19 protein-coding genes are annotated in these 15,461 nt (G+C 44.6%); 7 read left to right on the forward strand and 12 right to left on the reverse strand.

Translation table 11 applies throughout. The features are described 5' to 3' along the window. Positions 1 to 232: 232 nt before the first annotated feature. Positions 233 to 349 carry a photosystem II reaction center protein I gene (locus IM322_RS10920; RefSeq protein WP_002732356.1) on the reverse strand — a complete coding sequence of 39 codons (117 nt, stop codon included), beginning with the start codon at positions 347 to 349 and terminating at the stop codon, positions 233 to 235. Positions 350 to 581: 232 nt separating this feature from the next. Here IM322_RS10920 and rsmI point away from each other — a divergent pair, with 232 nt between their 5' ends. Then, complete coding sequence (gene rsmI / locus IM322_RS10925; protein ID WP_286825213.1) at positions 582 to 1,421, forward strand: 16S rRNA (cytidine(1402)-2'-O)-methyltransferase; 840 nt, start codon at positions 582 to 584, stop codon at positions 1,419 to 1,421. A 36-nt stretch (positions 1,422 to 1,457) separates the two neighbouring features. Here the strand turns inward: rsmI and IM322_RS10930 are convergent, their stop codons facing one another. From IM322_RS10930 to IM322_RS10950, 5 genes are all read right to left on the reverse strand, one after another. Further along, complete coding sequence (locus tag IM322_RS10930) at positions 1,458 to 2,627, reverse strand: LptF/LptG family permease (protein WP_287674299.1); 1,170 nt, start codon at positions 2,625 to 2,627, stop codon at positions 1,458 to 1,460. A gap of 32 nt (positions 2,628 to 2,659) precedes the next feature. Continuing rightward, positions 2,660 to 3,388, reverse strand: a complete 729-nt coding sequence (gene lptB / locus IM322_RS10935; RefSeq protein WP_002797884.1) for an LPS export ABC transporter ATP-binding protein — start codon at positions 3,386 to 3,388, stop codon at positions 2,660 to 2,662. A 124-nt stretch (positions 3,389 to 3,512) separates the two neighbouring features. Beyond that, positions 3,513 to 4,013 carry an LptA/OstA family protein gene (locus IM322_RS10940; RefSeq protein ID WP_286825210.1) on the reverse strand — a complete coding sequence of 167 codons (501 nt, stop codon included), beginning with the start codon at positions 4,011 to 4,013 and terminating at the stop codon, positions 3,513 to 3,515. A 153-nt stretch (positions 4,014 to 4,166) separates the two neighbouring features. Then, positions 4,167 to 4,592, reverse strand: coding sequence for a DUF309 domain-containing protein (locus IM322_RS10945; RefSeq protein WP_158200115.1), 426 nt, complete (start codon positions 4,590 to 4,592; stop codon positions 4,167 to 4,169). Between the two features lie 9 nt (positions 4,593 to 4,601). After that, positions 4,602 to 4,961 (reverse strand): ferredoxin thioredoxin reductase catalytic beta subunit, encoded by a 360-nt coding sequence (locus IM322_RS10950; protein WP_002760795.1) that lies wholly within the window; start codon positions 4,959 to 4,961, stop codon positions 4,602 to 4,604. A gap of 255 nt (positions 4,962 to 5,216) precedes the next feature. On the opposite strand from IM322_RS10950, the gene IM322_RS10955 reads away from it, so the two are divergent. Both IM322_RS10955 and IM322_RS10960 read left to right on the forward strand, forming a co-directional pair. Further along, positions 5,217 to 5,516, forward strand: a complete 300-nt coding sequence (locus IM322_RS10955) for a DUF1816 domain-containing protein (protein ID WP_287079968.1) — start codon at positions 5,217 to 5,219, stop codon at positions 5,514 to 5,516. Further along, entirely contained in the window at positions 5,485 to 6,132 is a 648-nt protein-coding gene (locus tag IM322_RS10960) for a ComF family protein (RefSeq protein ID WP_002795927.1), read from the forward strand. The genes IM322_RS10955 and IM322_RS10960 overlap by 32 nt, the downstream gene beginning before the upstream one ends. A 43-nt stretch (positions 6,133 to 6,175) precedes the next feature. On the opposite strand, the gene psbX is transcribed toward IM322_RS10960, so the two are convergent. Further along, positions 6,176 to 6,295 (reverse strand): photosystem II reaction center X protein, encoded by a 120-nt coding sequence (gene psbX / locus IM322_RS10965; protein WP_002733679.1) that lies wholly within the window; start codon positions 6,293 to 6,295, stop codon positions 6,176 to 6,178. 218 nt (positions 6,296 to 6,513) lie between these two features. Here psbX and IM322_RS10970 point away from each other — a divergent pair, with 218 nt between their 5' ends. Then, positions 6,514 to 6,813, forward strand: a complete 300-nt coding sequence (locus IM322_RS10970) for a hypothetical protein (protein ID WP_287674303.1) — start codon at positions 6,514 to 6,516, stop codon at positions 6,811 to 6,813. A 35-nt stretch (positions 6,814 to 6,848) separates the two neighbouring features. On the opposite strand, the gene IM322_RS10975 is transcribed toward IM322_RS10970, so the two are convergent. Both IM322_RS10975 and IM322_RS10980 read right to left on the reverse strand, forming a co-directional pair. Beyond that, complete coding sequence (locus IM322_RS10975) at positions 6,849 to 7,781, reverse strand: DNA adenine methylase (protein WP_287674305.1); 933 nt, start codon at positions 7,779 to 7,781, stop codon at positions 6,849 to 6,851. A gap of 15 nt (positions 7,782 to 7,796) precedes the next feature. After that, on the reverse strand, positions 7,797 to 8,021 hold the full coding sequence (locus IM322_RS10980; RefSeq protein ID WP_502863376.1) for a type II restriction endonuclease: 225 nt from the start codon (positions 8,019 to 8,021) through the stop codon (positions 7,797 to 7,799). 207 nt (positions 8,022 to 8,228) lie between these two features. Here IM322_RS10980 and ftsH2 point away from each other — a divergent pair, with 207 nt between their 5' ends. Beyond that, complete coding sequence (gene ftsH2, locus IM322_RS10985) at positions 8,229 to 10,115, forward strand: ATP-dependent zinc metalloprotease FtsH2 (protein ID WP_287674306.1); 1,887 nt, start codon at positions 8,229 to 8,231, stop codon at positions 10,113 to 10,115. A gap of 64 nt (positions 10,116 to 10,179) precedes the next feature. Here the strand turns inward: ftsH2 and IM322_RS10990 are convergent, their stop codons facing one another. Continuing rightward, positions 10,180 to 10,392, reverse strand: coding sequence for a neurohypophysial hormones like protein (locus tag IM322_RS10990; protein ID WP_287674307.1), 213 nt, complete (start codon positions 10,390 to 10,392; stop codon positions 10,180 to 10,182). A gap of 41 nt (positions 10,393 to 10,433) precedes the next feature. Beyond that, entirely contained in the window at positions 10,434 to 11,399 is a 966-nt protein-coding gene (holB, locus tag IM322_RS10995; protein WP_287674308.1) for a DNA polymerase III subunit delta', read from the reverse strand. Between the two features lie 12 nt (positions 11,400 to 11,411). Between holB and IM322_RS11000 the strand changes: the two genes are divergently transcribed. Continuing rightward, positions 11,412 to 11,753: a hypothetical protein gene (locus IM322_RS11000; RefSeq protein ID WP_287674309.1), complete on the forward strand. Its 342-nt coding sequence runs from the start codon at positions 11,412 to 11,414 to the stop codon at positions 11,751 to 11,753. A 386-nt stretch (positions 11,754 to 12,139) separates the two neighbouring features. Here IM322_RS11000 and IM322_RS11005 read toward each other — a convergent pair whose 3' ends face one another. After that, positions 12,140 to 14,470 (reverse strand): heavy metal translocating P-type ATPase, encoded by a 2,331-nt coding sequence (locus IM322_RS11005; RefSeq protein ID WP_287674310.1) that lies wholly within the window; start codon positions 14,468 to 14,470, stop codon positions 12,140 to 12,142. Positions 14,471 to 14,936: 466 nt separating this feature from the next. Here IM322_RS11005 and IM322_RS11010 point away from each other — a divergent pair, with 466 nt between their 5' ends. Then, positions 14,937 to 15,323 (forward strand): PulJ/GspJ family protein, encoded by a 387-nt coding sequence (locus tag IM322_RS11010; RefSeq protein WP_271971317.1) that lies wholly within the window; start codon positions 14,937 to 14,939, stop codon positions 15,321 to 15,323. The last annotated feature ends 138 nt before the right edge of the window (positions 15,324 to 15,461 follow it).

Consider the following 15,461-nt stretch of genomic DNA (forward strand, 5'->3'; position numbering starts at 1 on the left):
GCCAAGCTTTTCTGGTCGGAACCCCCTAAGCCGAGTTTTCAAGGTGCTGCGCCGTCCACTTGGTTTTCGAGACTGGCCTTTTAATTCTAACGTAAAGCCAACCTAGAACGGCGGGGTTTCAGACCCAAAATTTCCGATGATACTACCATGATCATTATTTCTAGGGAGACAGGGAAAGTTTAATAACTTGTTCCCTGTGCCTCTACCCTAGAACCGGTTTGTCAATTGTCTTCTACTCAAAGTCTTTGCGTCCAGGGTTACGGGTAGGATCGCCGGAAAGGAAGCCAAAGATAAATAGTAAGACAAAGAAGGAAACAACGATATAAACGGCTATTTTTAGGGTTAACATTACTAAGACGTTCTCCTTAGACTAGATTACTGCATTGACAGGGGTGAGCATACCTTGACCTACTTTACCCTATTTGAGTGATCCCTGAACAGAGAAAAGCGATCGGTCTTCAGTGAGCAGTTATCAGTGAGCAGTTATCAGTGAGCAGATGTGAGTTTTTAGTTTACTGTTTACTGTTTACTGTTTACTGATCACTGAAAATACGACTAAATAGCCTATTTTTAGCCAATTTATGAATAATCTCGGTAAATTGTATGTGGTGGGAACGCCGATCGGCAATTTAGACGATCTGACTTTGCGGGCCTTGGCAACTCTCAAAAAAGTCGCTCTAATTGCTGCCGAAGATACCAGACACACAGGGAAATTATTACAGCATTTTGATATTCCAACCCCTCAAATTAGTTACCACGAACATAATCGCCTTTCCCGTCTCGATGAGTTATTAAATATTCTCAGCCAAGGTCAGGATATCGCTTTGGTTACTGATGCAGGAATGCCGGGGATTTCTGACCCAGGTTATGAGTTAATTAAAGCTTGTATAGAAGCTAAGATCGAAGTGGTTCCCATCCCCGGAGTAACGGCGGTAATTACTGCTTTAGCGGTGTCGGGATTACCCACGGAAAGATTCTGTTTTGAAGGATTTCTTCCGGGTAAGGAAAAGCTGAGACAAGAGCGCTTAGAGAGTTTAAAAACTGAAACGAGAACGATGGTTTTTTATGAAGCTCCTCACAAACTTATTAAGACTTTGGAGGATTTACGAGAAACTTTCGGCCCAACGAGAAAGATAGTTTTAGGTCGGGAATTAACCAAGCTTTACGAAGAAATTTGGCGAGGAACTGTCGCCGAGGCGATTAATTTATATCTGGCGAATAAAACTCCTAAAGGAGAATTTACTATCGTAGTTATGGGCAACAATCGGTTCGATACTATCCAATTATCCGACGAGGAATTAAAACGGGAATTAAAACAGATTATCGAAGGAGGAGTTAATCGATCGCAAGCCAGCAGACAATTAGCACAGGTTACTAATTTGTCCCGCAGTCGTTTATACAAATTAGCCTTAGAAATTTGATGATTATCAATTTTTATTCCCACCGCTAACCCTCGATTACTTAGCCGATTGAAGTAACAAAATTCCCCCGGCAGTTAATCCTAAAATATTGGGCAACCAAGCGGCCATCAAGGGGGTTAAAACTCCGCCAATGCCTAAGGAACTGGTGACAAAAGATAGGAGATAATAGGAGAAAATTAGGACAATACAAATACCGAAACTGGTGGCTTTATTAGAATTTTGGGGACGCAATCCCAAGGCTGCCCCAATCATCCCAAAAACTAAACAAACAAAGGGTAAAGATATTTTCTGCTCGATTTGAACCTGTAGTTTTCTAATTTTGGTAGGATTGCCGCTTAATTGCAGTATTCCTAGATATTCCCGCGCTTGTCTTAGGGTCATTTCTGAACCATCTCGGCCTCGAAAAGCTAAATCTAAAGGGGTACGAGGTAGGGCTAATTGTTGATGTTGAAATCGTACAATATTACGATAGGAACCCTTAGGATCAATTAGATAAATTGTGCCGTTATAAAAATCCCAGATATTTTTTTCAATATTCCAAGAAGCTGATTCTGAGGTAATAATTTGATTAACTTCCGGCTGGGTGCGATCGAGAATGGTTAAACCTAGCATTTCTTGACCATTAAATCTTTCAGCATAAAATAACCTTCTTAATACCGTTTGCGGTTCCCCTCCATCCGGCCGCCGCACTTTGCCGTATTCAGGATAAATAATATTATCTTCAATAAAAGATTTGCGATTTGGTCGCAGAGCTTTGGTCATGGTAGCATTAGCTTCATAACTGGCAGCTGGAGCCACATAATCATTAAAAACGTAGGTTAATCCCGTCACTATTAAACTTAGCACAATGGCGGGAATTATGAGGCGATAAACACTAATTCCAATACTTTTCAAAGCAATTAATTCGCTATCACTGGCTAAACGACTGTAGGCCATTAAAGCCGCTAAAAGTATCGACATGGGAAAGGCTAAAACGATAAACTCTGGCATTTTTAATAAGAGAATTTTTAAGGCCAAAGTAAAAGGTAAACCCGATTCAGTAATCCGTCGCACTAAATCAAATAAAGTACCGATCGCCACTCCCAAAGAAGTGAATAAACCCATACCAAATAAAAACGGCAATAATAACTCGACAAAAATATAGCGGTCTAAGATGCTAAATCCGGGTATTCTACTTAAATTTCCTTGCCAATTGCTAACTTTCATGATATAATGCAGCGATTTTTTATTAATAACAATTATCGGAAAAAATTATCACCCAAATAATACTGACGCACCAGAGGATTATTATAAAGTTCTTCGCCACTTCCCGCCGCTAAAATCTGCCCTTCGCGCATAATATAAGCCCGATTAGTGATAGCCAAAGTTTCTCGCACATTGTGATCGGTAATTAAAATTCCCATCTGACGATCCCTTAAACCGGCGATCATCGCTTGAATCTCGGACACAGCGATCGGATCCACCCCGGCGAAAGGTTCATCTAATAATAAAAATCTTGGTCCGTTGACTCCCACCGCTAAAGCGCGAGCTAATTCTGTCCTTCTTCTTTCTCCTCCGGAAACGTAGGCTCCTTTAGTGCGAACAATCTTATCGAGGCGAAATTCTTTTAATAAATCATAGAGACGATTTGCCCGTTGGGAAAAGGGAACCCCCGACTGTTCTAGGGCTAACTGAATATTTTCTGATACAGTTAAATAACGAAAAATACTGGCCTGCTGCGTCAGATAGCCAATACCCAGACGCGCCCTTTGATTAAGGGGTAATTTGGTAATTTCTTTTTGATCGAGCCAAACGCGCCCTTGATTCGGTTTAATTAATCCCGTGGCGATATAAAAAGTTGTGGTTTTCCCCGCACCATTTGGTCCTAATAACCCGACAATTTCTCCCGGGGCAACAGTAATACTCACCCGGTTAACCACGAGCCTTTTACCGTAGGATTTATGGATATTTTCTAATACTAAAGTCATCTTGATCGGGGGATGGGGGATGGGGGATGGGGGATGGGGGATGGGGGATGGGGTTGGGGAAGTGGGGAAGTGGGGAGAAAAAAGCTGACTCCTGAATTCTGTCTCGGAGACTACTGACTCCCAATCACTGCGGGTTAATAATTGGGGCAGCGGGGAGGGAAGGGGAAGGTATGGGTGCGGGTGTCGGAGAAGCAGCCGGTTGGGGGGAAGTTTCGTTATCTTTGACTAAATAAATTGACTCCACCTGCTGACTGGTTTGGGGAGTAGCGATAAATCTGCCCTCATCGACTAGATAAGTCATCGTTTCGGCGCGGATACTGTTGCCTTCCTGCAAAACGTAAACGTTACCCGTCATCACTAAACGACGTTCGCGGCTAAAATACTGAGCTTGGGCGGAAGTGGCCTGCATTTTGCGGGCAGGATAGAACACTTGTACGTTACCCCTCGCAGTAATTACCCCCGTTTTTGAGTTTGCCTCTTGAATATCCGATCGCACTGTCATGGCATTACCGGGTACAATGTTCTGCTGTGCTTTGACTAGGGGAGAATTGCCCAATCCCACCATTAAGCCAGCAGAAACGAGGGAAACTAGCCATCCTCTGATTTTTGTGTATCTTGCTCTCATAGAAATGTCGCCTATAAGTAAATGGTTTCAATTAAATTGAAGATAGATTTTGTCTTTGATCCCCCCTTAATCCCCCCTTGATAAGGGGGGTGCTGACAATTTTTAACACCCACCTACTTAGATGTAATTGTATTGACTAACTAATCTAGCTTTTTAGAGGACAGGATGACTTTTGAGGATTTTCGGCAGAGAACATATAGATCGATCGAGGTGGGGATGAGGATGTTCCTGATTGCTTTTCATCCCTTCTAGCACTGCCGGTAAAGCTTGGGGATCGAGATTCTGTAAAAAGTTTAATAGATCCAAACTCTCCCCCACCAAGTGCGTCACGTTGATCCCCTCATAATCGGGTTGATAGTGTTGTAAACGTCTAACCCCTTCTCCCAAAAGAATTACCGCCCCGCGCCAGTTATTATTTTCTAGATGGTAACAAGCGACAGCAATCTGCAAAATGCCTTGATAAAAGGTTTTTTCAGGCTCTGCGGACTCCATCCACAAAGCCTCTAGGGTATCATGACAAGCATAGAATTGCTGGCGATTAAATTCGTCGATTCCTTGCCCAAAAGCGCTGGCTGTCATTACCCTAAACTAATGCCCCTTCATCGATTCGCGGACTTCTTGGATATAGTCGAGGGAAATTATCTGTTCTTCCCCAGCAAACTCGTTATCGGGGGTAATAAATAGCATACAGTGACATTCTTTCCGTTCCCGCATCGGTACACAGGGACAATTCCAGAAAGTATTTTTTACCTCCGCTTCTTTGTCTTCGTAGTGACGACAGGGACATAAAGGAGCGCCTAATTCGTCCTTATGACGCGCTAATCCCTCAATTACTACGGCTGTCACCGAGAGATCGCTACAGAAGTAAGTATTTGTACGTCTAGCGTACTGTTCGGCAAAATTCTTCATCGCCTCAAGACTCTTATCTGTGTCTGTGATCTGGCTCATAGTTATCTGATCCCCTTAGCTTTCTAAAAAAAAACTTTTTACTATCCTATCTCGATCCGCTTCCCCTTGGCTGAGGGGAATTTTTAGAATCTCTTTCGATTTTGCGACCGATCCCCTTGTTACTCTAATACGATAAAAAGACTCTCTTTGGCCAGAAGCTGTATTTTTTGGCCGGCAAATGGGAATTATGGGGGCAAAGTTCCTCAAAACCTATCCTTGATTCCCGCAATCCCTGTACCCTATCACTACCAGAACATGATTTTATCTTTCTTGGAGACAAAGAAAATTTCTGACGATAATACCCCTTGGTGGCTGAAAATTACCTCCCTTTCCCCCCACTGTATTTACTATTTTGGTCCCTTTGCTTCTTTTGAGGAAGCACAACAGCATCAGGGGGGTTATCTACAAGATCTAGAGTCCGAAGGAGCGCAAGGAATCAGTCTTTCGATCGAGCGGAGTAATCCCCATTATTTGACCGTTTTTGACGACGGAAATCAGGATCTAGCTAAAACTTTTGCTTCCCATGCTCGAACCTTTTCTCGCTTTATTTCTTAAGTCTCCCTGTCCTCTTTGTCAACGGCAGAGCGAGCGAGAGCTTTGCCGTGATTGTGGGCGACAATTACAGTCCTATCGTCAGAATAACCCGCTTTTTCTCTGGCGTGGTTCTATTCCCCTGTTTATCTGGGGACGCTATGAAGGTAAATTAAAACAGGCGATCGCTAAAATGAAATATGATCGCCATCCCGCTCTCGGCTCTTTGCTAGGCAGTTGCATGGGGGAAACTTGGCTGCTTCGTCCTCCCCTCACCGATAAACGTTTGACGGTGATTCCTATCCCTCTCCACCCAGAAAGGTTAAAGGAAAGGGGTTTTAATCAAGCAGAAGTCATTGGTGAGGGTTTCTGTCGTTTAACCGGTTATCCTCTGGCTAGTCGCGGATTAATTCGGATTAAGAACACGGCAGCCTTATTTAGTCTGGCAGCCGAGGAAAGAAAAAAGACGATGCAAGCGGCTTTTCAACTGGGGAAAAATTTACCGAAATCAGTGCCGATTCTCTTAATTGATGATATTTATACCACGGGAACCACGATCGAGGAAGCTGTGCAGGTTTTACAAACGGAGGGATATCGGGTAGTCGGTGCGATCGCTCTTGCCAGTTCCAAAATTAGCTAAAATGCCCAGACGGATCCGTCTGGGCATTTAGAGTTAGATTAAATTAAGTCCGTTTGATCTTGTCGTATTGACTAATGAAAATCAAACCGATAGTGGCAGGAATCAGGACGATAACCGCACCTAAAACAAGGCTCCAGAGAAAGTTAGCTAAAGAGGGTGTCATGATAGATAAATCCTTTGTCATATTTTCAAAGACTTAGTTTTTTATCTTATCACCTTGGGCGAGAAGACCCCCAGTTCCACGGCCAGATAAATGCGATCGCAGGTTTTATATGTCTTCAATCCCTCAAAATAAAATCTCCCTTGACTTCTCAAGGAGATAGGGATGTTTGACAATAGGTGATAGTTACAAAAGTTCACACTAGACTGGCAAAGATTGTTATGGCTACTGACGATCGCAAACGGCGCATTCTCGATCATCTCTCCAGAAGCACCAGTGGTGCTGACTATATTCCCAAAAAACCGCTGCCAATTGTGGAAACTCCTCCGGTGGCAGCGGAACCCGTGGCAGCGCCGCCTCCAGTGACTCCTTCACCAGAATTAACTGCTAAAGAGCGCAAAAGAAAGATAATGTCCCATCTTTCGATGAGTAGTCAAGATTTTGGCGAAATTACTAGCACTACCCCCGAAGAAAAGCGCAAACGCCAAATTAATGACCATCTACGCCAAAGCCAAGGATAAATAGTAAGGAGTGAGAATTAGCAACTAGGCATCTTCTAGACTGTTCTCACTCCCTCATTTTCTGCTGTCGATGGGAATAATGACAGTTGTTGCAAATCAGTTCCTCGCTCTGGCAACAAGGAAATGTTAAAGTTAGTAATGAGCGCTTCGGTGATCGGATGACGTAATTTTTCTGTGGAACCAACATGATAAAAATGCTGTTTAGTATAGATATAAAACTTATCAGCACTCCAATTTTTTTTAATTAAAGGATTGCTTCTAAACTGATTACTGTGCCAAGTGGACAAAATAAACCGACAAGAAATATCCTTTAAAATAGTCACCAGACAATCTTCATCCTCTTCAGACCAAGAGTTAAAATAATCGACGTGTCTCCCCAAATAAGGAGGATCGAGGTAGAGCAAATCTGTTTTTTGCCAATCAGATAAAGTCTCTCGAAAGTCAGCAACTTGAAAAGTATAATCAGTTTTAATCAGAATATTTTCTATGGCAATAACTTGATTGACTATTTTGGTAATATATGCTTGAGAAAATCGTTCTGATTTATGACAGTAAGGTACGTTAAACTGTCCCTTACGATTGAATCTCATCACCCCATTAAAACAGGAGCGATTGAGAAATAAAAAATCTAGAGAATTAGGAGCTTGATTAAATCTTTCTCGTACTTGATAATAATAACTTTCTCCCTGCTCCTTAAGAACTTGACCATTTTCTTGCAAAAAAAGCTTAACAGTTTTACTGGTAATAACTTGATTTTTTAGATTATTATAAAACTGGATAATATGAGTATTTGTGTCCGCAAGTAAAGCCTTTTTGGGATTAATATTAAAAGCCACCACTCCCGAGCCAGAAAAGGGTTCTATCCAACGCCCAAAGCTCAGATCAGACACAATATTTTTAACATCTTTTACCAACTTAGTTTTAATTCCTTGACACTTAATCGGTGGCACAAGCGGCGTTAACTTCACTAAACACTCTCCTCATCAACAGTAATCTCTATCCACAGCCAACTTAGCTCCTGTTGGCTCGTGAATAAAGGTCAAATCAGGGTAAAAATTTTGTTGAGATACTAACTCTATCTTTAATTGGTTACATCTAGCAAAATTATCAAATATGGGAAAAAGAAGCAATTCTAGGATTTTGGAGATGATTTTCGTATCAATAGATATAGTATATACTTCTAGGCAGTTTAAATTCAGTACAGCAATATCCCAGAAACCCTGAGACTCTTGTTAGAACAAATGAACTAAAAAAATTCTCGTCACCATTGTTGTCAGAATTATGAGAATTACGTTACATTTAGTTAAGATTTAATTGGCTGCGGGGATTAATCTCGAAAAAATAACCTAAAATCCTTGACAAAAACAGCTAAATGAGTTAGGCAAAAATCTTTATCCTAGAACCACTAAACAAACATGAAACTATCCTGGAAAACGATTTTACTGTGGACATTGCCCGCCCTTGTGGTCGGTTTTTTCCTCTGGCAAGGCACTTTTGCCACGGCCACCGGTAATATCGGCAATAACACCGCCACTACCCGCATGACCTACGGACGCTTTCTAGAATACCTAGAGAGTGGTAGGGTTGTTAGCGTCGATCTCTACGAAGGTGGCAGAACCGCGATCGTACAGGCCCTAGATCCAGAACTAGAAAACCGAGTACAACGCCTACGAGTCGATTTACCGGCCAATTCCCCCGATTTAATCGCCCGTTTACGCGATTCTAAAATCAGTTTCGATGCTCACCCGATGCGGAATGACGGTGCTTGGTGGGGATTCCTCGGTAATCTACTTTTCCCCTTTTTGCTGATTGCCGCTCTCTTTTTCCTGTTCCGCCGTTCTAATAATATGCCCGGCGGCCCCGGTCAAGCGATGAGTTTTGGTAAATCAAAAGCCCGTTTCCAGATGGAAGCGAAAACCGGCATCACCTTTGATGATGTGGCGGGAATTGACGAAGCGAAGGAAGAATTACAGGAAGTCGTCACTTTCCTCAAACAACCGGAGAAATTTACCGCCGTCGGTGCCAAAATCCCCAAAGGAGTCCTTTTAGTTGGCCCTCCCGGTACGGGTAAAACCCTGTTAGCCAAAGCGATCGCCGGTGAAGCGGGTGTACCTTTCTTCAGCATTTCCGGTTCGGAATTTGTGGAAATGTTTGTCGGTGTCGGTGCTTCTCGCGTGCGCGATTTGTTCAAAAAAGCCAAGGAAAATGCTCCCTGTTTGATCTTTATCGATGAAATTGACGCAGTAGGTCGTCAACGGGGTGCCGGTATCGGTGGTGGTAACGATGAACGGGAACAAACCCTAAACCAATTATTGACAGAAATGGACGGTTTCGAGGGGAATACGGGAATTATCATCATTGCCGCCACTAACCGCCCCGATGTTCTCGATTCCGCTCTCATGCGTCCGGGCCGTTTTGATCGCCAAGTAACCGTCGATGCGCCCGATTTTAAAGGTCGTTTAGAGATTTTAGACGTTCACGCCCGCAATAAAAAGCTGGCTAACGACGTTTCCATCGAAGCGATCGCCCGTCGCACTCCGGGGTTCAGTGGGGCAGATTTAGCCAATTTACTGAACGAAGCGGCAATTTTAACCGCCCGTCGTCGTAAAGAAGCCATTACCCTGTTAGAGATAGATGATGCGGTAGATCGCGTTATCGCGGGTATGGAAGGCACTCCTTTAGTCGATAGCAAGAGCAAGCGCTTAATCGCTTACCATGAAGTGGGTCATGCGATCGTGGGTACGCTCTTAAAAGATCACGATCCCGTCCAGAAAGTGACTCTGATTCCCCGCGGACAGGCCCAGGGTTTAACTTGGTTCACTCCCAACGAAGAACAGGGTTTAACCACGAAAGCGCAGTTAATGGCCCGGATTTCCGGTGCTTTAGGTGGTCGGGCGGCCGAGGAAGAAATCTTCGGCTATGATGAGGTGACTACCGGTGCGGGTGGCGATTTACAGCAAGTTTCTGATATGGCCCGTCAGATGGTGACTCGTTTCGGGATGAGCGATTTAGGTCCTTTGTCCCTAGAAAGTCAAGGGGGTGAAGTGTTCCTCGGTGGCGGTTTGATGACTCGTTCCGAGTATTCTGAGAAGGTCGCTACTCGCATCGATGATCAGGTGCGATCAATCGTGGAACACTGCCATGAAATTTCTCGGCAAATTGTCCGCGATCATCGCGAAGTGATCGATCGAGTGGTGGATCTGCTGATCGAAAAAGAAACGATCAATGGGGAAGAATTCCGGCAAATTGTGGCTGAATACGCCTACGTTCCCGAAAAAGAACAGTTTGTACCCCAGTTATAGGTTAATTTTAATACAGATGCGATCGGGTGGGTTAAAGCTCACCCGATTTTTTTATACTAGGGATTTAGTTATCATCATCGTCATCGTCTTTATTCTGGTCATTATCACCGTCTTTTTGCTGGTTTTCCCCGTCTTCATCGCCATCTGCGTCTTTTTGCGGCGATTCCACCGTGGTAGGGACGTTTTTCGGTTCTTCGGCTTCTTTTGCTCCCTGACAAGCGCCTAAAACCGTAGTCAAGGTTAACAGAATCAGCAAAACTAAGGATTTGATCTTCATTTTCCCTTCTCCTCACGGAATTGAGCGGTATAATAACAATTCTAAGGCTTCTGGGCGGTGGGTAGCTTGGCTAATTCCAAGAGAGTACATTCCCAGACTAAACGGGGTTGAACGTAGGCTAACAGCTGCCGGCGGGTTTTTTCCAAGATTTGCAAACTCGATCGCTCTCTTCGTCGTTGCCAATCCTCATACTGAAGATAACTCACATACCATAATTGGGTTTCCGTGTCAAGGGTTTGAGCAATAATTTTTCCTAAGTTTAAGGACTGGGAGAGTTTTAGGGGAAATTTGCTTAAAGATTGCGGTAAATCTTGGGGGAGACTGTCGAGAAACTCTAAAGCGGCGATCGCTTCTCCGGGGCTGCCTTGGGCTAAACCGAGAATTGCCGGATAATTGAGAACGCGAGCGTGTCCGTTAGAGCGGAGGACTTGAGCGAGATTTTCTTCCGAAAGACGCTGAAAAGGGACGTGTTGACAGCGAGAAACGAGAGTGGGTAGTAAAGAGGAGGGACTGGGAGCAATCAGGATTAAAGTGGCTTTTCCAGGTTCCTCAAGCGTTTTTAAGAGCGCATTTGCCGCCGCTTCCGTCATGGTGTCTGCTTCCTCGATCACTACCACAGAGCGGGCCGATTCCAGGGGAGGACGACTTAAAAAGTTAGTAATCTCACGAATTTGCTCGATGCGAATTTGCGGGGGAGCTTTACGCTTGAGATTGCTTTCCTGTGCTTCTTTTGCCGTGAGCAGTTTGCCTTGGTGTTGATAAGTGGGTTCAATCCAGAGTAAATCGGGATGATTGCCTCCCAGAAAGCGTTTCAGGATTAATTCCCTTGTTTCCGGCGATCGATCTCTAGTTAACAAGTCTTGACAGAAACATTTTGCGGCCAGATTACGTCCAATTCCCTTAGCGCCGGCGAATAAGTAAGCGGGAGCGATCGAATTGATTTCAAGCGCTCTTTGTAGTAGTTCAATGGCCTGATTTTGACCGATTAACCGTGACCAATCTATCATCTCTTCCCTGCCATGGCTCGCTATTCCTGTTCCTATTTTGTCGGGATTTCTCCTCATCAGACCGGGTTTTTATACGATGATATCCTAAGTTTGGGTGAATTTGAAATCATCAAGCGCCGGACCGATGTCTTGCTTTTATCGGAAGTTCCTAACGATGCTCTCTTTCCCCAGTTAGTGAAAGTGGAATTATTTATTCATCCTCCCACTAGCTCCGAACTTCAGATTGATTTATTGGTAAAAAATCATGAATTACCCCTGAGAACTAATAATCGTTGTCGGCGATTTTTTGAATCTATTCACCAGATTATTACCAACAATTATCAAGGGCAATCCCTGACCAGAATTACCGCTTAAAACTATTCGTTGCTATCTTCGTCAGCTGATGAAGACTTGGGGACAAAATACCACCTTATCACCGTGATTTAACTGGGGTGCTAACTTTTCCTTCCCTATCCCCATCAATAATACGATAGATAACTTCGCTTTAAATAGGGTTTGCGGCAAAAAGTTTCTCGTGGGGGCAGGGTGTGGGGTGTGGGGTGTAGGGTTTTACCCATTTTCATGTGGTCAATTACCTAATTTTCAGGGAAAAAGTACCTGAATTTTACCCCCGACCACTCCCATGGCCAGTACTTTTTGATTGACAAAAAGTCTAAAAGTCTTACCCAACAAGGTTTTTAGATTTATTCAGCAAGCTCTAAATAAACCGCAAAAGTTATTGAGAAAAAATCGGCATTGCTTTATTTTTTGCCTTCCTGCGTCGATTTGAGCGGGGGAAATTGACGACGTAAAAGCAAGGAATTACTCACTACCATAACCGAACTAAAAGCCATCAAAGCTGCTGCTAGGGCCGGACTGAAAGCTAGACCCCAATGGGGTAGTAATAAGCCACCGGCAATGGGAATAGCAAGGGTATTATAACCCAAAGCCCAAAAAAGATTTTGTCGGATTTTTTGCCATGTGGCCAGACTTAAATGCAGAGATTGCACCACATCCTCCAGGCGATCGCTAATTAAAACGATCCCGGCCGTTTCCATGGCCACTTCTGTGCCACCGGCCAGAGCAATACCGATGTTAGCCTGTGCTAGTGCGGGAGCATCATTGATACCATCCCCGACCATAGCCACGATTTTGCCTTCTTTTGTCTGTAAGTCAGCAATTAAGGCGGATTTTTCGGCAGGAGCAACTTGGGCATAAAATTGACTAATACCCAAACTATTAGCGATCGCTGTCACCACTTCTTGGCGATCGCCACTGAGTAAAATCACCTCTAAACCGAGTTTTTGCAGCTGATTAACGGTTGTTTGAGCATCAGGACGCAATCGATCCTGAAAAGCGATCGCGCCGAGTAATTGTTCTTCTATACCCAGATAAATCACCGTTTTACCCGCTTGTAAAAGCTCTTGAATGCCCGGGATAGTTTCATCGATTTTAATGCCGTTCTGCGCCAACCATTGCGGATTTCCCAGAACAATTTTCGCCCCCTGCACCCTTGCAGAAACTCCCAATCCGGCCACAGTTTGAAAATCTTCCCCCGTCAGGTTAGTAGGAGGAGTAACCGCGTCTAAAATCGCCCGAGCAAGAGGATGATTAGTACCACTCTCCACTACTGCCGCTAATTGTTGAATTTCCAGGGGATTAAGCTCAGAAAAACTCAAACAATCGGTAATTTCCGGATGACCTTGGCTAAGGGTTCCCGTTTTGTCAAAAACCACCGTTTGCAGTCGCGAGACGGTTTCCAAAACATCGCCCCCTTTAATTAAAATGCCCCGTTCGGCTGCTAAACTGGTTCCCACCAATAAGGCCGTCGGTGTGGCTAAACCGAGAGCGCAGGGACAAGCGACCACAAGCACAGAAATCGCTAATTTTAGGGACAAAAGTAGGGGAGAAGTGGATTGAATCATCTCGTGGTGTCCTGTGGTTGAACCTAACACCTCTGGAAAGAGCCTAGTTCCCCAAAAATACCAAAAGAGCAGCACAATTAGGGCAATTATCATGACTCCGTAGGCAAAATAACCCGCTACCCGGTCCGCTATCTTCTGTACTGGGGCCTTGCGAGTTTGGGCTGATTCCACGGCTGCGATAATCTTAGCTAGGGTGGTATCGGTCCCCACCTGACGAGTTTGTACGGCGATCGCACCAGAGAGATTGAAACTGCCAGCAATGACTAGATCTCCCATTTCCCTAACCACCGGCAGCGATTCCCCCGTTAATAAAGCTTCATCTACTGTGGTTCTTCCCTGAATAATCTCCCCATCCACGGGAATTTTTTCCCCGGGTAAGACGCGCACCCATTCCCCGACGCGCAGCTGTTCCACCGGAATCGCCACGCCCACACGGTCATCTGTACTACCGATCAGGTGAGCCACTGCTGGTTGTAGGGAGGTAAGCGCTTCTAGGTCTGCGGCCGCGCGATGACGGGAATGCGCTTCTAGAGTCCGTCCGAGGAGAATAAACCCTAACAGCATGACTGGTTCATCGAAAAAGCACTCTAGACCGAGATTAGGGAAGACAAGAGCTAAACAACTGGCTATATAGGCGCTACCTGTGCCTAAACTAACGAGAGTGTTCATATTTGGCATCCCGTGCCGTAATCCGCGCCAACCATCGATGAAAATATCGCGACCGGGGAATAAAATGGCTAGGGTGGCTAAAGTCCAGTGAAAAGCAATACTTTGAAAGATGGGGATTTTCGGTCCACCGATGTGGTGTAAGTGACCGACCAGGGAAAAAACCAGTAAACAGCAAGCGATCGCTAATCGGTATAATTGTTGTTGCCGTTCTTTTTGCTGGTTTTGCAGACGTTGATTTTGTTGGCCAAGGGGAGTCGATGAGCTGCGCGGTTGGGTGGGGAATCCTATCGCGGTTAATTTTGCGGCTAATTGCTCTGGTGCGATCGCATCTGGTTGGTATTCAATCACGGCAATTTCCGTGATTAGGTTAACTTGGGCCGATTTTACCCCTTGATTTTGGCTGAGTTGTCGTTCTACGGCACTAACACAGCCGGCGCATTTCATGCCTTTTACGTCTAGAGTAGCGGTTTTTAGTCCAGTTTCGGCGGCTAGGATCATAGAAAAAGTAGGCAAGGATGGTCTTTACTTCTATCCTAGAAATTCTCGGCCGATTTTTAAACTATTTTGGCGATCTCTTCCCAATCCCTTCTCGATCGGCAATACTATCAGAAGATACTTGCCGCTCATTGTCAGTGGTTGCGGCATAATTACGAATCATACCGATTGGTGGCGCTCAATTAGCGGGGCAGTGCGATGCCGAAGGCACTGCGTAGCAGTACGCTATCGCTGTAGGGTGCGTTCCCTAATACAAGTCCTAAGTGGGTGGGTGGAATTAAATATAAGCTGAACGTAGGTTGGGTTGAAGCATGAAACCCAACGCTAAGATAACTGCTATAGTTGGCATCCAGCTTTTTGTAAAGAAATTTAAATTTCACGCATAGTTAAGCCTCTTCAGCCTAAACAAACGAATAGAAACAGTTTTATTGTTCACAAGCAAATCCAACACCTGTATTCAGGAAAAATCATGAACACTAACTTCAAAACCAAACTGCTGCTCAAAATCGCCAACAAGAAGGCTAACAAAGGTTTCACCCTAATTGAACTCTTAGTCAGTACTATTGTTTTCGGCATTCTCGCAATCGGCGCCGTTTCTTTCCTAGGACAGATTTTTTTGGGCAAGAGTTTTGCCGAAAATCAACTGAGAGACCATGTTAATTCCGTTCTTAGAGAAGACCTAAAAGGAGCGAGCTGTCAGGCAGTAGATAGCGACGGTAACGGCTATGTCTCTTGCGACTATACGGTTGTTTCCCGACCTCAAGAGACTCGCCCGATTGAATGTGCCGCTTGGGGATGGTATGGCTTGATCAATCGCGGATGCCGCACTCGCTTTCCCAATTTCCCTAATCGCTAAGTGCGATCGCCGATCTTGTAGGGTGCGTTAATGAAATGTGACGCACCTTAATATAATGTTCAAAATTCGTGCGTTACGCTGACGCTAACACACCCTACTGGGCTGTTTCAGCCGATCTTGTAGGGTGCGTTAATGAAA

Source organism: Microcystis sp. M109S1, assembly GCF_020247025.1.
Classification (GTDB): Bacteria; Cyanobacteriota; Cyanobacteriia; order Cyanobacteriales; family Microcystaceae; genus Microcystis.